Origin of the sequence: Helicobacter pylori, from assembly GCF_003637685.1 — a bacterium.
In the GTDB taxonomy this organism is placed as follows: Bacteria; Campylobacterota; Campylobacteria; order Campylobacterales; family Helicobacteraceae; genus Helicobacter; species Helicobacter pylori_CJ.
The window spans coordinates 91521-114469 of sequence record NZ_MVWW01000005.1 but is presented as its reverse complement, the minus strand read 5'-3'; the positions used below and the strand labels follow the sequence as shown (position 1 = coordinate 114469).

Genomic DNA, 22949 nt, shown 5'->3' with positions numbered 1-22949 from the left:
AAAAAATCTTAATCAAAAAAACCCCCCCAAAAAAAAATAGTCAATAAAAATAATCAAAAAATAATCAGGGGATAATCAATAAAAAAGGGGGTCAATCTTTTAAAAAGGGCATGAAGCGTTTAGGCATGGGGGAAGCGATTTTATAGATCGCTCCTTTAAATTCAAACTCTAAACTAGCGGCATGGAGCATGAGTAAAGGGGCGTTATTTTCACGCTTTGATTGAAGGTATTCTCTAGCGTTTTCATCTGCCACCCCATAAAGCCCCTCGCCCACGATCCTGTGATTTATACTGCTTAAATGCAAGCGGATCTGGTGCGTGCGCCCGGTGAGTGGGGTTATTTTAAGCAAGCTTATATCCAAAAAAGGATTATAGCTTAAAGGCTCAACAAGGGTAATTGAAGACTTGCCTAAAGGAGAAATTTGAGATCGAATGCGCAAATCTTTTTGAATGTTTTGTGGCGTTAGAATGGGCTTATCTATTATGATACTTTTACCCACCAACCCATGCGCTAGCGCTAAATAAGTTTTTTTCACTTTTTTTTGCATGAAAAGCGCTTTTAAATCCTTAACGCTTTGTAAGGTTTTGCCCGCTAAAACTAATCCGCTCGTTTCATAGTCCAGCCTATGGGCTGGGTGGGCGTTTTTGCCCAAATGAGATTGGATACAATCTAATAAGCTTTCATGGTAAAAATAGCCTTTAGGGTGGGTATAGACTTGAGTGGGTTTGTCAAATGCGCCAAAATCCTTAGCCTCAAAAACAAGCTTTTCTTGTTTTTCATTAGGCTTGAAATAAATCAAGCGAACGACCCCTTGAATGATTTGAGATTTACGCACGGCTTGTTGGTTTTGTTTTAAGCGTTGCTTGTCAAGGTGCCGTTGGGCTTCTTTTAAAGAACATTTTAAAACGTCGCGCACCAAAAACAAGGCTTTGGTGGGTTTTAAAATTTCAAATTCTTCTTCAACAAAAGGCACTACAACAAACTTTTAACAAACATTTTAGGCTCATTAGAACACTCATCTAATTCCACGCTAAAAAGCACGCTCACCTTTTCGCCCGCTTTCAAAAACTGCTCAGCGTTAAAATAAATAGCCTCTTTGACGCATTCTTTATCCTTAAAACGCAAAACCTGGTGGCTTTCTTTAATGATTTTCTCTTCTATGACTTCTAAATTGTGCGCTTGGAATAAGGGTTCAGGGTTTTCTTGCCCATAAGGTTCGCCCATCTCTATAATCTCTAAAAGCTCTCTGTCAATGTCTTTTAATTTGAGCGTTAAAGGGGGTTCTTTTTCATAAAAGGGCAAGACTTTAAAATCAAAATTTTCTAAAGTTTCAAAGAGCGAGATCATGTTATTTTTTTCAACGCTCAAACCGCACGCTTGCCTATGCCCCCCATAGCCGAGTAATAAAGAAGAAACCCCATTCAAAGCGTCAATCAAGTCAATATTTGGAGAGCTACGAGCGCTCCCTTTATACACCCCTTCTTTAAAAGTGAAAACCAGGCTTGGCTTTTGGGTGGCTTCCACTAATTTTGAAGCCACGATCCCAAGCACGCCCTCATGCCAATTATCCTTAAAAGCGATGATGATTTTTTCTCCAACCATCGCATGCTTAAAGGCTTCTTCAAAAACCTGCTGTTGGATCATTTTACGCTTCAAATTGCATGCTTTCAAGCGTTCATACAAAGAATAACCATCTTGAAAATTATTCGCGCTTAAAAAATCTAAAGCCATTTTAGCGTCTTGCATGCGCCCTGCGGAGTTGATTAAAGGGGCGATATTAAAAGAAATGTCGCTCGCTTTCAAAGAGCGTTTTCTAAAAACTTCTCTTTGGCGTAAAAACCCCATCGCCCCTAAGGATTCTTTTTGCAAAAAATACAAGGCTTTAGAAACTAAAAAGCGGTTAAAAAAAGTCAAAGGCATCATATCAGCGATAGTCGCCACGCCCGCTAAACATAACAATTCACTAGAATGGCTTTTTTCTTTTCCTAAAAGTTGGTGGATTCCATAGCACAAATAAAACGCCACCAACGCCCCGCACACTTCCTTTTGGATAAAATCACAATCCGGTTGCTTGGGGTTGATTATTGCATAAGCGTCTGGGACTTCATCATTATTTAAGCAATGGTGATCGGTGATGATTAGGGTGTAGTTTTTTTCTTTACAAAATCGCGCGGCTTCAAAGGCGCTAATCCCATTATCCACCGTGATGATTAAAGGGGCGTGGTGTTTTTCTAAAAATTTTTTAGAAATCCCATAGCCATCCATGAAGCGATTAGGGATTGCAATGCGGACATGCTTGTAGTTTAGACTTTCAAAGAATTTTGCCATGATAGCAGAGCTAATCACGCCGTCAGCGTCATAATCGCCCACCACTAAAATTTCTGTGTTTGCGCGCATGGCTTCTATGATTTTGAGCGCGGCTTTTTTCAAGTCTTTAAATAAAAAGGGGCTAGGAAACCCTTTTTCATTATAAGCGATAGAAGCCAATCGCTCTTTGATTTGAGCTTTAAGCTTTTGTTTCATCTTTTAGATTAGGATTTATGAAGAGCGCTCTTAATGAAATCCAAAATAATAGGGTTAGGGCTTTGCAACCTAGAGGTAAATTCCGGGTGGAATTGCACCCCCACAAAGAATGGGTGATCTTCTAATTCAATCGCTTCAATCAAATGATTCGCCCCAAAACCCACCACTTTCAAGCCCTTATTTTCCCACTCTTGGCGGTATTTAGGATTGATTTCATAACGATGGCGGTGCCTTTCTTTAATGCTAGGCTTTTTATAAGCTTTTTCTAACAAGCTGTTAGGCATAATTTCGCATTCGTATTCGCCTAATCGCATGGTGCCTCCTAAAGGCGAATTATAGGTGCGCACCTGTTTTTGGTGGTTTTGATCCATAAAATCTTCAATCAAATACACCACAGGATATTCGCAGCGTTGGTTAAACTCCGTAGAGTTAGCCCCTTTTAAGCCTAAAACATTGCGGCAAAATTCCACGATCGCTAATTGCATGCCCAAACAAATCCCTAAAAAGGGGAGTTTTTCTAGTCTCGCCCTTTGAATGGCGCAAATTTTGCCCTCAATCCCCCTTTCTCCAAAGCCCCCAGGCACTAAAATCGCATCAACGCCCTCTAAATCAGTCTTTTCGTTAAAATTCTCGCTATCCAGCCATTCAATATTGACTTGCACATCCAAATGCGCGCCCGCATGGATTAGGGCTTCAATTAAGGATTTATAAGATTCTTTTAAGCTTAAATACTTGCCCACAAAACCAATTTTGACTTTGTGTTTAGGAGCGATAATCTTTTCTACTAAAGTGTTCCATGCCGCCATTTTGGGGTGTAGTTTATTCAAATTAAAGCGTCTGGCAATGGGGGTTAAAATGCCTTCTTGCAAGAAAAGAATGGGGCATGCGTAAATGCTTTTAGTGTCTGTGGCCACAATCACGCTGTCTTGCTCCACATCGCAACTCAAAGCGATTTTCTTTTTCAATTCTTTATCCAAAGGCTTAGGCGATCGCGCCAAAATGATTTGAGGGGTTACGCCAAGGCGCCGTAATTCCTGGACAGAATGTTGCGTGGGTTTGGTTTTTAGTTCGTTAGTGGTTTGGATATAAGGGATCAAGGTTACATGCACATTGATGACTTTTTCATTCCCTAATTCCAATTTAAGCTGGCGGATCGCTTCCAAATAAAACATGCCCTCCATATCGCCCACGGTTCCGCCCACTTCCACGATTAAAAAATCCAACCCCTTAGCCGCGCTTTTAATGCGCCTTTTAATCTCATCGGTTACATGGGGGACGATTTGAATGGTTTTGCCTAAATATTCCCCTTTCCTTTCATTTTCTATCACGCTTGAAAAAATCTGCCCGGTAGTGAAATTATTCAACCTGGTTAAATTCCTGTTCAAAAAGCGTTCATAATGCCCGATGTCTAAATCCGTTTCAGCGCCATCGCTAGTAACAAACACTTCCCCATGCTCTAAAGGGCTCATGGTGCCTGGATCAATATTAATATAAGGATCAATCTTCAAAATAGAAACCTGGTAATTGCAATGCTGCAAAAGCGTAGCGATTGAAGAAGATGAAATCCCTTTCCCTAGAGAGCTTAACACACCCCCTGTAACGAATATAAATTTGGCTCTATCCATAAGTTATTGCGTTCCTTTGATTTTTACTTCTTAAAATTGTAGTCTAAAAAGGGTTAAAAAGCTTTAAAAGAGGGCAAAAATTAAAACGATTTCAAAAAAAAAAAAAAACAATTTCAGTTTCTTATTAGCTAGGTTTGATTAAAATGAAAAGCTTTTATGTGTTTAAACTTCGTTGTCTTAAATTTTTTAAGAGCGATTTTAAAGTTCGTTGGCGTATAGTATCAAATTTGAATGAACTGACTAAAAGGGTTTTAAATAATGGCTGAAAATTCTTTCAAAAATGTTTCCACACAACCCAAAGCATTTTTTTTATTACCAGTGAAAACCCTGTTTCTTCTAGGAGGCGTTTTTAGCGCGTTTTTTATTATGATTGCTGGTTTAGTCCTTTTTGGTTACACCAACCCCATGGATAATGCGATTTTTAGCTGGATGCGTTCAAATTCTTCTAACCCTATTTTAGATCAAGCGCTCCAACGCATCGCTTTTTTAGGCTCTTCTCAATTCGTGTTGCCTTTGAGCTTGTTAGTGGGGGTGTTTTTAAGCCTTTATCGCAGAAATTTAGCGCTTGGGGTGTGGTTTGTGCTAAGCGTGGTTATATTTGAAGCCCTTTTAGAATCTTTAAAACACCTTTTTTTGCATTCTGTTCAATGGCTTTCGCACAGCGCTAATTTCCCTAGCACTATTGCGCTTTCTTTAGCCCTTTTTTATGGGTTGCTTGTTTTATTGATACCCCATTTGATCACGCATCAAATATTTCAAAACATTCTTTCTTATAGTTTGCTTGGTTTGATTCTTTTAATAGGCTTAGCGCTGATTGTTTTAGGGGTGTCTTTTAGCAGTGTTTTAGGAGGGGTTTGTTTAGGAGCGTTAGGGGCTTGTTTTTCCATAGGGATTTATTTGAGCGTGTTCCAAAAGATCTAAGCGAACGGCTTAAAAGAATGAAAATTTTATCAAGGTTTTAATATTGGATTTAAAGGTATTATTGCAACGGATTGTTGATTTTTTCATCAAGCTCAATAAAAAGCAAAAAATCGCCCTAATCGCAGCGGGAGTTTTGATCACCGCCTTGCTTGTGTTTTTGTTGCTCTATCCCTTTAAAGAAAAAGACTACGCGCAAGGGGGCTATGGGGTTTTATTTGAAGGATTAGACTCTAGCGATAACGCTTTAATCTTACAGCACCTCCAGCAAAACCAAATCCCTTATAAAGTCTCCAAAGACGACACCATTCTCATCCCTAAAGATAAAGTGTATGAAGAAAGGATCACTCTGGCTTCTCAAGGGATCCCTAAAACGAGTAAAGTGGGCTTTGAAATCTTTGACACTAAAGACTTTGGGGCGACTGATTTTGATCAAAATATCAAACTCATTCGCGCCATTGAGGGGGAATTGTCGCGCACGATTGAAAGCTTAAACCCCATTCTTAAAGCCAATGTGCATATTGCAATCCCTAAAGACAGCGTGTTTGTGGCTAAAGAAGTCCCTCCTAGCGCTTCGGTGATGCTCAAACTCAAGCCTGACATGAAGCTTTCACCCACTCAAATTTTAGGGATTAAAAATTTAATCGCTGCAGCTGTGCCTAAACTCACGATAGACAATGTGAAAATCGTGAATGAAAACGGCGAATCAATAGGCGAAGGCGATATATTAGAAAACTCCAAAGAATTAGCCCTAGAGCAATTGCATTACAAACAAAATTTTGAAAACATTTTAGAAAATAAGATTGTCAATATCTTAGCCCCTATTGTGGGGGGTAAAAACAAGGTGGTCGCAAGGGTCAATGCGGAGTTTGATTTCAGCCAAAAGAAAAGCACTAAAGAGACTTTTGATCCCAATAATGTCGTAAGGAGCGAGCAAAATTTAGAAGAGAAAAAAGAAGGCGCTTCTAAAAAACAAGTTGGCGGTGTGCCTGGGGTTGTGAGTAATATCGGGCCTGTGCAAGGATTGAAAGACAATAAAGAGCCAGAAAAATACGAAAAGTCTCAAAACACGACCAATTATGAAGTGGGTAAAACCATTAGCGAGATTAAGGGCGAGTTTGGCACTTTAGTGCGTTTGAATGCGGCGGTTGTGGTGGATGGCAGGTATAAAATCGCGCTTAAAGACGGGGCAAACGCTTTAGAATACGAGCCTTTGAGCGATGAATCGCTTAAAAAAATCAACGCTCTGGTGAAACAAGCCATTGGCTATAATCAAAATAGAGGTGATGATGTGGCGGTGAGTAATTTTGAATTTAACCCTATGGCACCCATGATTGACAACGCCACTTTGAGCGAAAAAATCATGCACAAAACTCAAAAAATCTTAGGCTCATTCACGCCTTTAATCAAGTATGTTTTGGTGTTTATAGTGCTATTTATTTTCTATAAAAAAGTGATCGTGCCTTTCAGCGAACGCATGCTGGAAGTGGTGCCTGATGAAGATAAGGAAGTGAAATCCATGTTTGAAGAAATGGATGAAGAAGAAGATGAATTGAACAAACTGGGCGATTTGAGGAAAAAAGTAGAAGATCAATTAGGGCTTAATGCAACCTTTAGCGAAGAAGAAGTAAGATATGAAATTATTTTAGAAAAGATTAGAGGGACTCTTAAAGAGCGCCCTGATGAAATCGCCACGCTCTTTAAACTCTTAATCAAAGATGAAATCTCTTCAGACAGCGCGAAAGGTTAAAAAAGGTTAAAAATGGCAACCAAGCTTACCCCCAAACAAAAGGCTCAATTAGACGAACTTTCCATGAGTGAAAAAATCGCTATTTTACTCATTCAAGTGGGCGAAGACACCACAGGCGAGATTTTAAGGCATTTAGACATTGACTCCATTACAGAGATTTCTAAGCAAATCGTGCAATTAAACGGCACGGACAAGCAAATCGGCGCGGCGGTTTTAGAGGAATTTTTTGCGATTTTCCAGTCTAACCAATACATCAATACCGGCGGTTTGGAATACGCTAGAGAGCTTTTAACCAGGACTTTAGGGAGCGAAGAAGCCAGAAAAGTGATGGACAAGCTCACTAAAAGCTTGCAAACGCAAAAAAACTTCGCTTATTTAGGCAAAATCAAGCCCCAACAACTCGCTGATTTCATCATTAACGAACACCCTCAAACCATTGCCTTGATTTTAGCCCACATGGAAGCCCCTAATGCGGCTGAGACTTTGAGCTATTTCCCTGATGAAATGAAAGCCGAGATTTCTATTAGAATGGCGAATTTAGGCGAAATATCGCCCCAAGTGGTTAAAAGGGTTTCCACGGTGTTGGAAAACAAACTAGAATCGCTCACCAGTTATAAAATTGAAGTGGGCGGTTTGAGAGCGGTGGCTGAAATCTTTAACCGCTTGGGCCAAAAGAGCGCTAAAACCACGCTCGCTCGCATTGAAAGCGTGGATAACAAGCTTGCCGGCGCGATTAAAGAAATGATGTTCACTTTTGAAGATATAGCCAAACTAGACAATTTCGCTATCAGAGAGATTTTGAAAGTAGCGGATAAAAAAGACTTGTCTTTGGCGCTAAAAACTTCTACTCAAGATTTAACCGATAAATTCTTAAACAACATGAGCAGTAGGGCTGCAGAGCAGTTTGTAGAAGAAATGCAGTATTTAGGAGCGGTTAAAATCAAAGATGTGGATGTGGCCCAAAGGAAAATCATTGAAATCGTGCAGAGCTTGCAAGAAAAAGGCGTGATCCAAACCGGTGAAGAGGAAGATGTCATTGAATAGCCGTAAAAACTTGATCCAAAAAGACCATTTGAATAAGCATGACATTCAAAAATACGAATTTAAGAGCATGGCAAACTTACCCCCTAAAACTAATCCTAATGGCGCGTCTTTAGAAACGCCTAACCCAGAAGAGCCTTTGGAAAAAAAAGCGATAGAAAACGATTTGATTGATTGCTTGTTGAAAAAAACCGATGAGCTTTCAAGCCATTTAGTGAAATTGCAAATGCAATTTGAAAAGGCCCAAGAAGAGAGTAAAGTTTTGATTGAAAACGCTAAAAACGACGGCTATAAAATCGGCTTTAAAGAGGGCGAAGAAAAAATGCGTAACGAACTCACTCACAGCGTGAATGAAGAAAAAAACCAGCTTTTGCATGCGATCACGGCTTTAGATGAAAAAATGAAAAAATCACAAGATCATTTAATGGCTTTGGAAAAGGAATTGAGCGCGATTGCGATAGATATCGCTAAAGAAGTGATTCTTAAAGAAGTGGAAGACAACAGCCAAAAAGTGGCTCTCGCTTTAGCTGAAGAGCTTTTAAAAAACGTTTTAGACGCAACGGATATTCATTTAAAAGTCAATCCCTTGGATTACCCTTATTTAAACGAGCGTTTGCAAAACGCTTCCAAAATCAAATTAGAGAGCAATGAGGCTATTTCTAAAGGAGGCGTTATGATCACTAGCTCTAACGGGAGCCTTGATGGGAATTTAATGGAGCGCTTTAAAACGCTCAAAGAAAGCGTGTTGGAAAATTTTAAGGTGTGATTTTGCAAAATAAAACTTTTGATTTAAACCCTAATGATATTGTAGGCTTGGAGTTGGTGTGCCAAACGCTACGGGAGCGTATTTTAGAAGTGGTGAGCGCTAATGGGGGGCATTTAAGCTCTTCTTTAGGGGCTGTGGAGCTGATTGTGGGCATGCATGCCTTATTTGATTGCCAAAAAAACCCTTTCATTTTTGACACTTCGCACCAAGCTTACGCTCACAAGCTCTTAACCGGGCGCTTTGAAAGCTTTAGCACTTTAAGGCAATTCAAGGGTTTGAGCGGCTTCACTAAACCCAGCGAGAGCGCATACGATTATTTCATCGCCGGGCATAGTTCCACTTCGGTGTCTATAGGCGTGGGAGTGGCGAAAGCTTTTTGTTTGAAACAAGCGTTAGGCATGCCTATCGCTTTACTAGGCGATGGGAGTATTAGTGCAGGGATTTTTTATGAAGCCTTAAACGAACTGGGCGATAGGAAATACCCCATGATCATGATTTTGAACGATAATGAAATGAGTATCAGCACGCCTATTGGAGCTTTGTCTAAAGCCCTTAGCCAGCTGATGAAAGGCCCATTTTACCAGTCTTTCCGCTCTAAAGTTAAAAAAATCTTAAGCACCTTACCTGAAAGCGTGAATTACTTAGCGAGTCGTTTTGAAGAATCTTTCAAGCTCATCACCCCGGGCGTGTTTTTTGAAGAATTGGGCATTAACTATATAGGGCCTATTAACGGGCATGATTTGAGCGCGATTATTGAAACCTTGAAATTAGCCAAAGAGCTTAAAGAACCGGTGTTAATCCATGCGCAAACCTTAAAAGGCAAAGGCTATAAAATCGCTGAAGGGCGCTATGAAAAATGGCATGGGGTGGGGCCTTTTGATTTGGATACCGGTTTGTCTAAAAAATCCAAAAGCACAATCTTATCGCCCACTGAAGCGTATTCTAACACCCTTTTAGAATTAGCCAAGAAAGATGAAAAAATCGTAGGCGTAACCGCAGCGATGCCTAGCGGCACAGGATTAGACAAACTCATTGACGCTTACCCTTTGCGCTTTTTTGATGTCGCTATCGCTGAACAACACGCTTTAACTTCTAGCAGCGCTATGGCTAAAGAGGGGTTTAAACCTTTTGTGAGCATCTATTCTACTTTTTTACAGAGGGCTTATGATTCCATCGTGCATGACGCTTGCATTTCTAGCTTGCCGATTAAATTAGCCATTGACAGGGCTGGGATTGTGGGTGAAGATGGCGAGACGCACCAAGGACTTTTAGACGTGTCGTATTTGCGCTCTATCCCTAACATGGTCATTTTTGCCCCACGAGATAACGAGACTTTAAAAAACGCCGTGTATTTTGCTAATGAGCATGATTCAAGCCCTTGCGCGTTCCGCTACCCTAGGGGGTCGTTTGCGTTAAAAGAGGGGGTTTTTGAGCCTAGCGGTTTTGTTTTGGGGCGAAGCGAATTATTGAAAAAAGAGGGCGAAATTTTACTCATAGGATATGGTAATGGCGTGGGGCGGGCGCATTTGGTCCAACTGGCTTTAAAAGAAAAAAACATAGAGTGCGCGCTTTTGGATTTGAGATTCCTTAAACCTTTAGATCAAAATTTAAGCGCGATTATTGCCCCTTATCAAAAGCTCTATGTTTTTAGCGATAATTACAAGCTTGGGGGGGTGGCTAGCGCGATTTTAGAGTTTTTGAGCGAACAAAATATTTTAAAGCCTATTAAAAGCTTTGAAATCATGGATGAATTTATCATGCATGGGAATACCGCTTTAGTGGAAAAATCCTTAGGCTTAGACACAGAGAGTTTGACTGACGCTATTTTAAAAGATTTAGGACAAGAGAGATGAAATCAAAAGTGCCAATGAAGAATATCCGCAATTTTTCCATTATCGCTCACATTGACCATGGTAAAAGTACTTTAGCGGATTGTCTGATCGCTGAATGCAACGCTATCAGCAACAGAGAAATGACGAGCCAAGTAATGGACACTATGGATATTGAAAAAGAAAGGGGCATTACGATTAAGGCTCAAAGCGTGCGCTTAAATTACACTTTTAAGGGGGAGGATTACGTTTTAAACCTCATTGACACCCCAGGGCATGTGGATTTTAGCTATGAAGTGTCTCGCTCTTTGTGTTCGTGCGAAGGGGCGTTATTAGTGGTGGATGCCACTCAAGGCGTGGAAGCGCAAACCATCGCCAACACTTATATCGCTTTAGATAACAATTTAGAGATTTTACCGGTGATCAATAAAATTGATTTGCCTAATGCGAATATTTTAGAAGTCAAACAGGATATAGAAGACACGATAGGGATTGATTGCTCTAACGCTAATGAAGTGAGCGCTAAAGCTAAGCTAGGTATTAAAGATTTGTTAGAAAAAATCATTACGACCATTCCTGCCCCTAGCGGTGATCCTAACGCTGCTTTAAAAGCGCTCATTTATGATTCATGGTTTGACAATTATTTAGGGGCGCTAGCGTTAGTGCGTATTATGGATGGGAGCATCAACACCGAGCAAGAAATTTTAGTGATGGGGACGGGTAAAAAACATGGCGTTTTAGGGCTATACTACCCTAACCCTTTGAAAAAAATCCCCACTAAGAGTTTAGAATGCGGCGAGATTGGCATTGTGAGTTTAGGGCTAAAAAGCGTTACTGATATTGCGGTGGGCGATACGCTCACAGACGCTAAAAACCCTACCCCTAAACCCATTGAAGGCTTTATGCCGGCTAAACCCTTTGTTTTTGCGGGGCTTTACCCTATAGAAACGGACCGGTTTGAAGATTTAAGAGAAGCGTTATTGAAACTCCAGCTTAACGATTGCGCTTTAAATTTTGAGCCTGAAAGCTCTGTGGCGCTTGGTTTTGGCTTTAGGGTGGGCTTTTTAGGGTTATTGCACATGGAAGTGATCAAAGAAAGGTTGGAAAGGGAATTTGGCCTTAACTTAATCGCTACCGCTCCCACGGTGGTGTATGAAGTGCATTTAACGGATAATAGCATCAAATACGTCCAAAACCCTAGCGAATTGCCCCCTGAAAACCATATCGCTTGCATCAAAGAGCCTTTTGTGAGAGCGACAATCATCACGCCGAGTGAATTTTTGGGCAATTTAATGCAGTTATTGAACAATAAAAGAGGCATTCAAGAAAAAATGGAATATTTAAACCAGTCTCGTGTCATGCTCACTTATTCCTTGCCGAGCAATGAAATTGTGATGGATTTTTATGACAAACTCAAATCTTGCACGAAAGGGTATGCGAGCTTTGATTATGAGCCTATAGAAAACAGAGAGGCTCATTTGGTGAAGTTAGATGTGAGGGTGGCAGGCGATGTGGTGGATGCGCTTTCTATCATTATAGATAAAAATAAGGCGTATGAAAAGGGGCGCGCTTTAGTGGAAACGATGAAAGAGCTTATCCCAAGACAGCTTTTTGAAGTCGCTATCCAAGCGAGCGTAGGCAATAAAATCATCGCCAGAGAGACGATCAAATCTGTCGGTAAGAATGTAACGGCTAAGTGCTATGGGGGCGATATTACACGAAAAAGAAAACTCTTAGAAAAGCAAAAAGAGGGCAAGAAACGCATGAAAGCTATCGGTAAGGTGGAACTTCCCCAAGAAGCGTTTTTAGCGATATTAAAGATTGATTAGGGCGTTTAGCTTCTATGGCAAAACATAAGAACTATGAAATTTTAAATCTCATAGGCTATGCTTTGGCAAAATTTGATAATGACTTTATTAAAGAATTTGATTTTTCTACTAAAAATGCTTTTTTTGAATATTGTGTCCAAATCGGCTTGGCTGACACGATTGGTGTTATCAAAAATCGCATGGATTTATTTGATTATTTTTTTCCTAACAAACGCAAAGGTTGGTGGCAAAAAGGCGGTGCCTATATCCATAGAAAATTATGGATTGATAGTTTGTTTGGAAATGAAAGCGTTAAGGGTTTTAGCCATATTGTGAAATTGTTTTTGCAAGAACAATACGGAATCAAAGATTTAGGCATTACCCCTAACGCTTACCTTAAAACCCGCTATAAAAGCATGCAAGAAACAGGTTTAGAAGCCGAATTGTATTTTTTAAACCACTATAAAAACATCAAAATATTTTCTTATGGGCATTTAAAAGACATGCGTCTTTTTGGCGATGGGTATGATTTCTATATTCAAACCAACAAGCAGGCGTTTTTAGTGGAAGTTAAGGGCATTAGAGAAAAGCAAGGGACATTGAGATTGACCCAAAAAGAATACGAACAAGCGCAAACTTATAGCCATGATTATGTACTTGTAGTGGTATTGAATTTGAGTGAGAAACCCTATCTTTTATCTATCGCTAACCCCTTAAAGCATTTAGAGTTTAAGGCATGCGAGAGGAAGCAAAAAAGCATTTTAGAATACCACTTAATAGGGCAAATAAAATAACTTTGAATTTTATAGGGGGCTATAGGAGTGGGGTTCAAATTGATAGGAATGCCCCTAAACGCACTTACAAATACACCAAAAAAGATTGCGATTTGATTTTAGGGATAGACACTCGCACGAGCGAATGCTATATTATCCCTATTGAAGACACACAAGAATGGGGCAACACAAAGAGCTTGTCGCAACTCCAACGCTACAAAGAGAATTGGCAAATTTTGATTGACTTGGCGTTGGAGTAAGAATATAAGATTACATCAATGAACAAGAAAATTCATAATAAAGAAGCTTGATTTTAATGGGGCGATAAAAACATTAAGGGAATTAGAAACCATTGCGATACTCTTTAACCATTACAGAAACGGCATCAACCGTAGCACCTCAAACCTTAATGAGAATATCCTACCACAAACGAGCTTAAAACGCAAGAGCCATAACAAGAAAAATGGGGGCGTTTGCTTACAGAATACCACAATAAAGAGCGTTTTAAACAACAAACGAAATAATTAAAATTGAATCATTGTTGAATAGTTAGTGGCTATAAAGAGAAGCTTGCGTTACCGTCTACTTTGCAAGCGATTACAAAAGAAAAGGCATTTAATTCTTTAAACTCTTTTAAAACTAATGCTATACAAAAAAGATTAACAAGGCTTTTAAAAAAGCGTTATTAGGGAGTTAGGGTAAAACCCTCCTATGGATTTTAAAATCGCCAAAAGTTTAAGCTTTTGTAGCGAGTTTGTTGATCGCTTCAGCGTTCATGTCGTCTTGATGGGTTTTTAGCACTTTAGAATACATGTCCAAAAAGCGGTTGATTCCAATCAACGCGCTCATCTCGCGCACCGCATTGACATTGCTTTTTTCTAGCATGTATTGTTTTAGCGCGCCAGAGTCAGAGACTTGATGGACGCCTTCGCCCTGATAAGTGTAAAGGTTTTGCCCTATTTTTTTAAGGTTTTTAGGTTCGCTAAAACCCACTAAAGCTAACGCACCCGCTTGAATTTGGGCTTCATTATCCCTAAAAGTAATTCCGCCATTTTGATCCACTTCAATTTCAGCGTCAGGCATGAGCATGATCCCTCCTTGTTCGTTCAAGCCAGAGCGTGAAAGCACCTTAAAGCCATTAAGAGTAACTAAAAAGCCGTCTTTATCAATGCTAAAATGCCCGTCTCTGGTATAGGCGACGCCCTCATTAGTTTGTATCGCAAAATAGAGGTTAGGGCTTGTTAGGGCAAAATCTAGGGGGTTATGCGTTTCTTCAAACGCGCCAAGACTCCTATCGGTATAGATTTCTGATAGAATAGGCACACGATTGAGGTTGCGGTTTAAATACTTCGCGCTCGCTTTGGTTTGATCTTCTAAGGGCAGTTGCTCTCGGTATTGTTGGTAAAGCCTTAAAAAATCGCCTGTAATCGCATCGTCTCTTTTAAAGCTGTTGGTATTTAGGTTAGCTAAATTATTAGAGGTTAAATCCAAGCGGTTAAATTGTGTCGCCATTGCCCCTGTGGCCGCATAATACCCATTTTGCATGCAAAGAATCCTTTTAAAAGGAAAAATTATAGCAAAAATTAAATAAGAACCCATTTATTCCAAATAGGTTTTTTTAGGGAATAGGATAACCATAACCATAAAGATAACAATACTCAACATGACATAGCCCACAAACCCCGCTTCAAAACCATGCTGTTTGAACTCTAACGCTACATAGCTCGCGCTCCCTCCAAAAAGCGCATTGGCGATCGCATAGGCCAAACCCACGCCAAGCGCTCGCACATGTTCAGGGAATAATTCCGCCTTAATGACCCCAGCAATGCAAGTGTAAAAACTCATGCTGCTCAATGCAAGCATTTCATAAAATAGGGCTTCATACACGCTAGTGGCATGCTTGATACCATAAAAGACAACAGGCGTTACAATAAGCCCTGTGATAGCAAAAACCATCAGCATTTGGGTGCGCTTGATTTTATCCGCAAGCATCCCGCATAAGGGCTGTAAGAAGATGAAATAAGAGAGCGCTAAAAGCATGATGAAACTACTTTCTTTAGGGCTGAATGATGAGCTGTTGGTTAAAAAGATCTTTAAATACACCGTAAAAGTATAAAAGCACAAACTCCCTCCCATAGTTAGCCCAAAGACTATCATTAAGGCTTTTTTATGGTGGAGCAATTCCTTTAGGCTGCCTCTTTGGGTTTCTTCTTTAATAGTGGTTTTGGAAGTTGTTTTGCTATCCATAGTTTCTTCCATGATATTTCTTAAAAAGAGCGAGAGTAGGGCTAATATACCCCCTAAAGCGAATAAATAACGCCAAGCAAACGCGCTGATTTGCTCATGCGTGTAAATGTTTTCAACGATAAAGAGCGAAAAAATAGCTAAGAGTTGCCCTCCCACTAAAGTTACATATTGGAAAGAGCCATAAAAACCTTTTTTGCCATTCTTGCCTAATTCAGAGAGATAAGTAGCGACCACGCCATATTCTCCTCCCACGCTAAAGCCTTGTAAAAGCCTAGCTAACAACAAAAACAAGAACGCCCATTCCCCCACGATTTCTTTAGTGGGGAGCAATGCGAGCATGAAAGAGCCTAGCGCCATAAGGATAATGGAATACACCATAGAAGTTTTACGCCCCTTTTTATCCCCCAATTTACCAAAAAACAAACTCCCCAAAGGGCGCATGAAAAACCCTAGCATGAAAACCAAAAAAGCTGAGATGAGTGCTAAAGTGGGGTCATTGGTGTGGGTAAATTCCTTAGCGAAATAAGGAGCGAGGAACGCATAAGCGTAAAAGTCATACCATTCCACTAAATTGCCTGAACTAGCAGCTAAAAGGGATTTTAAGGGTTTTTTGGTGGCGGGTTGAATCTGGGGGTTCATGGCTATCCTTGAATATAAAATTTTTAGGTAATTTTACTAGGAGTTAGGGAAACCACAGATAATATTTGATTAATGGGTTAAAGGATTATGGTGTTTGTGTTATTGAGAAAAGTTTTTTAAAGAAAATGAATTTTAAAAATTAAAAATAATGTTTTTATTGCCAATATCCAATGAAAACAAAGCTTAAAAGTTTTGCAAAATCTCTCTGTTGCCTTTGGCGTTTCTTGGGGATAAAAAGCCTTGAGCTTCTAATTCGTCAGTAATGGTAGCGGCTTGGTTGTAGCCGATTTTTAATTGGCGTTGTAAAAAACTCGTAGAAGTGATCTTTTTTTCTAAAATCACCGCTTTAGCCCTTTCTAAAATGTCATCGCCTTGATAGTTAGGGGTGTCTAAAGGCATGCGCGATTCTTCTAGCAAGAAATCTTTATCATATTCCACTTCTTTTTGGGCTTTAATAAAATCCACGATTTTTTTGATTTCATCTTCAGTGGCAAAGGGGGCATGCAAGCGCACTAACCCGTTTGTTCCTGGGGGGGTAAAGAGCATATCGCCCCTTCCTAACAAGCTTTGCGCCCCATCGGTGTCTAAAATCACTTTAGAATCAATCTTAGTGCCTACCCTAAAACTCACCCTTGAAGGCAAGTTGGTTTTAATCAAGCCGGTTACAACATCCACGCTTGGGCGTTGGGTCGCTACAATAAGGTGCAATCCGCTCGCTCGCCCCATTTGAGCGATTCTAGCGATAGGAAACTCCGCTTCTTTTCCCCCTGTCATCATCAAATCCGCTAATTCATCAATCACCACAATCAAATAAGGGAACGCTTCAACGCCATTATTTGGGGCTTGCTCATTATAAGAATCAATGGTTTTAACCTTGTATTCGCTCATTAAAGAATACCGGCGCTCCATTTCTTTAGCCACGCTTTGTAAAGCCCCAATAGCTTTTTTAGGGTCGGTGATAATGGGCGTGAGTAAATGAGGGATGTCCGCATAAATGCTAAATTCTACCATTTTGGGATCGATCATCACTAATTTGAGTTGTTCAGGGGGGTTTTTATAAAGTAAGGATAAAATCATCGCATTCACGCCCACGCTCTTACCGCTCCCTGTCGTGCCGGCAATGAGCAAGTGAGGGAGCTTTTTTAAATCCGTGATGAAAGGGTTACCCACAATGTCTTTGCCTAAAGCTAGAGTTAGAGGCGAGCTGGATTTTTGAAACAATTCGCTCTCTAAAATTTCTCTTAAATAAATAATTTGGCTTTGGCTGTTAGGGATTTCAATGCCAACGACATCTTTACCTTTGATAGGGGCTTGAATGCGAATGGATTCAGCGCATAAAGTCATCGCTAAATCATCGCTCAAGCCTAAAATACGACTCACCTTAACATTGGGAGCTGGGCGGAATTCAAAAGTGGTTACAATAGGGCCTGAATAAGTACGGATAATATCGCCATCAATTTTAAAGGTGTGCAGTTTGCTCAATAAATCCTGGATTTTTTGGTCAATCTCGTTTTCGTCTAAAGAAGTTTCTTTCAAACAAACCGCATTCAATAATTGCGTGGTGGGAAGCTCATAATCTTTGGGTTTTTCTACTTCGCCATAATCCAACCCGTCTAATATCTCTTTATTTTCGCTCAATTCTTTAACCATAACGGGTTTTTTAGCGCTTGTGGGGGTTAGTGGGCTAAAGCTTGGAGCGTTTTGCGTCTCTTTTTCTTCTTCTTTGAGATTTTCTTTTATCGTTTCTTTTATCATTTCTTCTTGCGCGTTTTCTTGTGGGCTTTCTTCTTTTTTAGGGTGGTTGGGGGTTTTGTCATTTTCTGTTTTGTTGTCATTTTCTGTGTTGGGTGCAGATGCGGGCATGATGGGTGCTGACATGATAGGTTTGAGTGTGGCAGGTTTGGGCGTGGTGGGCGTAAGAGTTTCTTTTGTAAGCGTGGGTTCTCTTTCTTTAGCTTCTTGCTTAGGTTCTTTTAAAGGGGGGTTAGTGGGGTTAGTCAAATCATCAAATCGGTTTCTTTTAGGATAAATAGTGTAATGAGTGGGGGGGTGAGAGGAAATTTGAACCAAGCCTTCTTGCGGCTCTAGATCATTTAAAGTCGTGTTATAGGGGGTAGGGATCGCTAAAAACGATTCTTCGTTGGGGGTTTTGTGGTTTTTATCAATGGGGTTTTCTTTGAGATTTTCTTTTTCTTTATCGTTGTTGGTTTCTTTTTTTTGAAGATCTGATAAGGTGTTTTCAAAACCCTCTTTTTTCAGGCTAAAATTAGGGCTAAAGGCCTGTAAGCATTGTTTGTAAATCTCTTTTAAAAGGTTTTGTGTCTTGTTCATATAAGGATAAAAAACGCTTTTAGGGGGCAGTTTGAATAAAATCAAATAAGAAATAACTACCATAAGCGTTATCAGCGCATAAAGCCCAAAGTCCCCTATAAAAGGGCGTAAAAACAAACGCGCGCTGTTGCCGATTTCCCCTTGATTTAATAGGCTAGATTGTAAAAAGAGCAAAGATAAAATGCCTAATAGATGCCCTAAAGTTTTTTCTAAAACGATTTCTGTAAAAGGGTTTTTAGTCTTGTATAAAAGGAATAAAACCCACGCTAAATAAGGTAAATTAATGAATGAAAGATACCCAAAATATTTTTTATTGATTGCGGCAAACCACACCCCAAAACGCCCCACTAAACCGCTATTACCCAGCCATGAAGATAGGGTTAAAAACGCTAATAAAACCCCTATGATTAAAGCTAAATAAAGTTTTTTAGATTTCATCGGTTGCACATGTCTTTAAAAGAGCAATACTCACAATCTTTAACTTCTAAAGTTTTTTTAAAATCAATTTCTTGCTTGAGTTTGGGGATAAGAGAAAATTCCAAATGATCCATTTTAGCCTGTAAAACAAGCTCATCTTCTTTCACTAATTCGCCCTTTCTCAAATCATAAAAAAAGGCTTTTATAGGATCTTTGTAACCCAGATTTTTAAGGGCAAACGCATAGATAGCCATTTGGTAATCGGTGCTGGTTTGAGCGATTTCTATGGGGCTTAAGCTTTTTCGTTGTTTTTCGCTCATGTTGTCTAATTTCAAATCGTTTTTGAATTTGTAATCCAATAAAATAATCTCATTGTCAGCCGTTTTATCAATCCTGTCTATACGCCCTTTAAACGCAACGCCTTGAATGGCCGTTTCAAAGCTTTTTTCAAGATCAAGGATTTTGATTTTTGTATTAAAGCGTTCTTTTTCTTTAAGATAAAAAGCCTGGATTTTTTTGAGCGCTACAAGAGTGTCTAAACGCTCTTTAGGGGTAATGTTTTCTCTTGTTTTTAACAGCCAAATGAGCCTCTCTTCTAATACATAAGGGTTTTTGTCTTTTTCATAAGCTTCTTTTAAAAGTTCATGGAGCAAACTGCCCACAGCGCTATTATTTTCGTCTTTAGGACTTTCTTTGAAGCGCTTCATGTAGTGGTAGTAAAAACGGCGCTTGCAAGTTAAAAAAGCGTTTAATGAGCTAGCGCTAAAGCTAAAATCTTTAGGGATAGCGGCTTTGATTTCTTCTTCTTGGTAGTCTTTTAAAGGAGTTGGTGCAAAAAGCGTGTAAGCGTCTTTGATGGGTTCTATATGCAAATTTAATTCCAAAAGCATGTTAGAGGCTTTTGAAGTTTCGCTCTCTATATAAGAAAGCGTTATTTCTTTAGAATTTTTAAAGAGCTGGTAGTAATAGTGTTTTTGCAAATTTTTCTTATCCAATAAAGTGGGGAGGTTGAGCGATTTCCTTAAGGCAGAGTTTAAAAACAAATCGCAATCTTTAAGGCTTGGCACACAGGTTTCATTAAAATCTACAATAACGATTTTATCAAATTGCATGCCCCTTGTCTCTAAAGTGTCCATGACTCGTATTTTGCCCCCACTAGAATCGTCTAAGCGGAAGTTGGCTTCAAATTCTTGCAAATACAAATGCAATAAATCTTTAAGGCTGTAGTTTTGAAGCGTGTCTTTTAAAAGATGATACTGGTGCATGATTTGAGAATGCGCTTCTTTTAATGGCGCTTTTTCTTTAGAGCTTTGTTGTTCTAAAAGCGCAATGGTAATATTTTCCAAATCCAATAACGCAGATCCGCTTAAATTACAATCGCTTGTTTGTAAATCTTCTAAGATTTTGACAAGCTCTGTATAATAAGGGCTGTTTTTAGCCCCTAAACCCATTGCGAAATTCAAATTGTTGTTTTGGTCTAAAAGTTTTAAAAAAGGTAAAAAATCCGCATTAGGCGTGATGATCGCCATTTTATTAGGGTCGTTATCTTTTTGCAAATATTCTTCTATGGTTTGTAAAACTAAAGCGCCTTGTTTTAAATAACTGGAGTTAGCATAAAGCTTTGGCTCTATTTTTTGATCATTGAAAGTTTGAGAAAGGATCTTTTGGGTTTTAAAATCAATGGAATAATCGCAATCCGTCTCCAACTTGAGATTTAAAAATTCCAAGAATTTTTGGTTGTATTTATCGCATGATAAGTGTAAAGTGATAGGCACTAACTTGGCCACTTCTAATAGGCATTGCCTTTCAAAAACGCTCATAAAGCCGTCTAAATGCCATTCAATGGAGGAAAAATGCTCAAAAAATTCTTTTAAAATGGTGGGCTTTTCTTGCATGATTTTGTCATAAAAGCCTAATTTTTCTAGCTTTTTAATGTAGCGATCATAAATCATTTCTAAGACTTCTAAATGCTTTTCATAATCCAAGTAAATGTCTTTAGAAGAAAGTTCATTGAGTTTGATACAAGCAGAGCTTAATTCATCAAACAAATCAAACAAAAAAGAAGTGCTTTCCAAATACCCTAAAAAGCTGTTTTCAAAAAGCAAAAGCCCTTCAAGAATGGATTTTTTTTCTTTAGCGATGACTTTAATGGTGTCTATCATTAAAATTTGGCGCACGCTGTTAGGGATTTTCTTTTTATTAGGGATGTAAAAAGCCTGTTCAAAAAAATTCCCCATGCTCATCGCACTAGGCAAAAACCCTTCGCCTTGCTCTAAATAGAAATGCTTTAAACGCCTAGTGGAGCTAAAAACAAATAGGGGGGTTTTTTCTAAAAAAAGTTTTTCTAAGTTCATGCGTTGAGTAACCTTTTAGCTTGAGCGGTAACATTTTCAACGCTAAAGCCAAATTTTTCAAAGAGTTTATTGCCCTTTGCTGAGCCCCCAAAAGAATCCATGCCAATGATTTTATCCGCAAAACGATACCACTCTATCGCACGGCTCGCTTCAATCACTAAAACTTTGCCCTTAAAGAGTTCTTTAAGATAGCTTTCATTTTGTTCTATTAATAAATCAAAGCATGGCGCACTCACCACTTGCGTGGGAATATTTTCTCGCTCTAAAATTTGAGCGCTCTCTAAAGCCAAAGAGACCTCGCTCCCGCTCGCAACGAGCGTGATAATGGGATCTTTAGAGTGGTGTTTAACATACGCCCCTTTTAAAACCTGCTCTTTAGAGACCTCATCAAGCACGGGTAAATTCTGTCGTGATAAAATAAAAGCACTAGGAGCGTTCAAACTTAACGCTACTTGCATGCAAGCGGTATTTTCAAAAGCATCGCTAGGCCTGAAAGCATAGAAGTTGGGCAAAGCGCGTAAATGACTCAATTGCTCTATGGGCTGGTGCGTCGCCCCGTCTTCGCCCACCCCAATGCTGTCATGCGTGAAGATAAAAAGGGCTTTTAGTTTCATTAAAGCGCTCAAACGCATGCTTGGCATTAAATAGTCGCTGAACACAAAAAAGGTCGCGCAAAAAGGCAAAAGCAAACCATACGCCGCTAAAGCGTTAGTGATAGCCCCCATGGCATGCTCTCTGATCCCAAAATGCAAGTTTTGCCCTAAAGGGAAATCGTCAGAGTGTTTTAACTGCGTGTTATTGGATGGGGCTAAATCCGCGCTCCCCCCTAAAAAGCCTTCGCATTCTTTAGCGATAGCGTTTAAAATCATGCCGTTACTCACTCTCGTGGCTAGAGATTCGCCTTTTTTAAAGGCGGGGTAATGGATGGTGTTAAAATCAAAATTCTTTAACGCATGGATTTTTTCTTTTGTTTTAGGGCTTAAGGATTTTTCCCATAAGGCTTCTAAACTAACGCCCCTAACTTTCACTTCTTCAAAATGCATTTTGTTTTTTGGGCTAATTGTAAAGCTTTCATCAGGGTTGATTTGAGCGTTTTCTTTGGATTGTTTCAACACTTCTTTATTTAAAGGCGAGCCATGCGTTTTTTCACTCCCCTCTAAGCCAATAGCCCCCTTACCAATAATCGTATGAGCGATTAAAAGCGTGGGTTTATGGGATTTTTTGGCTTCTTTTAAAGCATTGTGAATTGCTTGATAGTCATGCCCATCGCATTCTAGCACTTCCCAATTTTGCGCTAAAAAACGCATTTTAACCTGTTCGCTAAAACTAATATTAATAGCGCCTTCAATGCTTATCTGATTACTATCATAAATCACGATGAGGTTATCAAGGCGAAAGTGTCCGGCTAAAGAAGCGCTCTCATAGCTAATGCCTTCTTGCAAATCCCCATCCCCACACAAGCAATAGACTTTATGAGAAATCACTTCTTTATCTAAAAGGGTTTGAGCGTATTGACTCGCCATGCTAAAGCCTACAGCGTTAGCAAAACCTTGCCCTAAAGGGCCTGTGGTGATTTCAATGCCTTCAGTGTGGTGCAATTCGGGGTGTCCTGGGGTTTTAGAGTGTAATTGCCTAAAACGCTTTAAATCTTCTAAACTCAAATCAAAGCCCCACAAATGCAACAAACTATACGCTAACGCGCTCGCATGCCCTCCGCTAAAAACCAACCTGTCCCTATTGAGCCATTTAGGGTTGGTGGGGTTTATATTAAGGTGCAAGCTTAAAACCACCATCACATCAGCTAGCCCCAAGCACACGCCCGGATGCCCGCTATTAGCCTTATCTATCATGTCTGCGCACAAAAAGCGAAGCGTGTTGGCCATGCTTTTTAATCGTTCTAAGTCAGCGTTACTCAATCGCATCAAATT

General features: G+C 39.6%; 16 protein-coding genes. 8 read left to right on the top strand and 8 right to left on the bottom strand.

Features of this window, described 5'->3' with window-relative positions:
• Window positions 1–91: 91 nt before the first annotated feature.
• From EAL44_RS05105 to pyrG, 3 genes are read right to left on the bottom strand one after another with little or no spacing between them, the layout of a single operon-like run.
• A complete protein-coding gene (locus EAL44_RS05105) occupies window positions 92–973 on the bottom strand; it encodes an RluA family pseudouridine synthase (RefSeq protein WP_121075438.1) in 882 nt (293 codons plus the stop codon).
• Window positions 973–2523, bottom strand: coding sequence for a single-stranded-DNA-specific exonuclease RecJ (gene recJ, locus EAL44_RS05100; protein ID WP_121075435.1), 1551 nt, complete (start codon window positions 2521–2523; stop codon window positions 973–975). Before recJ ends, EAL44_RS05105 begins: the two co-directional genes overlap by 1 nt.
• 8 nt (window positions 2524–2531) lie before the next feature.
• A complete protein-coding gene (pyrG, locus tag EAL44_RS05095) occupies window positions 2532–4148 on the bottom strand; it encodes a glutamine hydrolyzing CTP synthase (protein WP_000373200.1) in 1617 nt (538 codons plus the stop codon).
• A 258-nt stretch (window positions 4149–4406) separates the two neighbouring features.
• On the opposite strand from pyrG, the gene EAL44_RS05090 reads away from it, so the two are divergent.
• Genes EAL44_RS05090 through EAL44_RS05055 form a run of 8 tightly spaced genes read left to right on the top strand, consistent with a single transcriptional unit; the run spans window position 4407 to window position 13293 of the window.
• Window positions 4407–5069, top strand: coding sequence for a phosphatase PAP2 family protein (locus tag EAL44_RS05090; protein WP_121075431.1), 663 nt, complete (start codon window positions 4407–4409; stop codon window positions 5067–5069).
• Between the two features lie 43 nt (window positions 5070–5112).
• A complete protein-coding gene (gene fliF, locus EAL44_RS05085) occupies window positions 5113–6816 on the top strand; it encodes a flagellar basal-body MS-ring/collar protein FliF (RefSeq protein ID WP_121075428.1) in 1704 nt (567 codons plus the stop codon).
• A 12-nt stretch (window positions 6817–6828) separates the two neighbouring features.
• On the top strand, window positions 6829–7860 hold the full coding sequence (fliG, locus tag EAL44_RS05080) for a flagellar motor switch protein FliG (RefSeq protein WP_000201859.1): 1032 nt from the start codon (window positions 6829–6831) through the stop codon (window positions 7858–7860).
• On the top strand, window positions 7847–8623 hold the full coding sequence (fliH, locus tag EAL44_RS05075; RefSeq protein ID WP_078267759.1) for a flagellar assembly protein FliH: 777 nt from the start codon (window positions 7847–7849) through the stop codon (window positions 8621–8623). The genes fliG and fliH overlap by 14 nt, the downstream gene beginning before the upstream one ends.
• Window positions 8624–8625: 2 nt before the next feature.
• Window positions 8626–10476, top strand: a complete 1851-nt coding sequence (gene dxs / locus EAL44_RS05070) for a 1-deoxy-D-xylulose-5-phosphate synthase (protein WP_162970367.1) — start codon at window positions 8626–8628, stop codon at window positions 10474–10476.
• A gap of 14 nt (window positions 10477–10490) precedes the next feature.
• Window positions 10491–12281, top strand: coding sequence for a translation elongation factor 4 (gene lepA / locus EAL44_RS05065; protein ID WP_162970371.1), 1791 nt, complete (start codon window positions 10491–10493; stop codon window positions 12279–12281).
• 14 nt (window positions 12282–12295) lie between these two features.
• Window positions 12296–13054, top strand: coding sequence for a protein NO VEIN domain-containing protein (locus tag EAL44_RS05060; protein WP_121075418.1), 759 nt, complete (start codon window positions 12296–12298; stop codon window positions 13052–13054).
• 2 nt (window positions 13055–13056) lie between these two features.
• Entirely contained in the window at window positions 13057–13293 is a 237-nt protein-coding gene (locus tag EAL44_RS05055; protein ID WP_121075415.1) for a hypothetical protein, read from the top strand.
• Between the two features lie 475 nt (window positions 13294–13768).
• On the opposite strand, the gene EAL44_RS05045 is transcribed toward EAL44_RS05055, so the two are convergent.
• From EAL44_RS05045 to tkt, 5 genes are all read right to left on the bottom strand, one after another.
• On the bottom strand, window positions 13769–14578 hold the full coding sequence (locus tag EAL44_RS05045; protein WP_121075412.1) for a flagellar hook-basal body protein: 810 nt from the start codon (window positions 14576–14578) through the stop codon (window positions 13769–13771).
• Window positions 14579–14632: 54 nt separating this feature from the next.
• Window positions 14633–15919 (bottom strand): MFS transporter, encoded by a 1287-nt coding sequence (locus EAL44_RS05040; protein WP_121075409.1) that lies wholly within the window; start codon window positions 15917–15919, stop codon window positions 14633–14635.
• Window positions 15920–16102: 183 nt separating this feature from the next.
• Window positions 16103–18688 (bottom strand): DNA translocase FtsK, encoded by a 2586-nt coding sequence (locus tag EAL44_RS05035; RefSeq protein ID WP_162970365.1) that lies wholly within the window; start codon window positions 18686–18688, stop codon window positions 16103–16105.
• A complete protein-coding gene (gene addB, locus EAL44_RS05030; protein ID WP_121075402.1) occupies window positions 18685–21021 on the bottom strand; it encodes an ATP-dependent deoxyribonuclease AddB in 2337 nt (778 codons plus the stop codon). The genes EAL44_RS05035 and addB overlap by 4 nt, the downstream gene beginning before the upstream one ends.
• Window positions 21018–22943 carry a transketolase gene (gene tkt, locus EAL44_RS05025; protein ID WP_121075399.1) on the bottom strand — a complete coding sequence of 642 codons (1926 nt, stop codon included), beginning with the start codon at window positions 22941–22943 and terminating at the stop codon, window positions 21018–21020. The genes addB and tkt overlap by 4 nt, the downstream gene beginning before the upstream one ends.
• Window positions 22944–22949 lie beyond the last annotated feature (6 nt).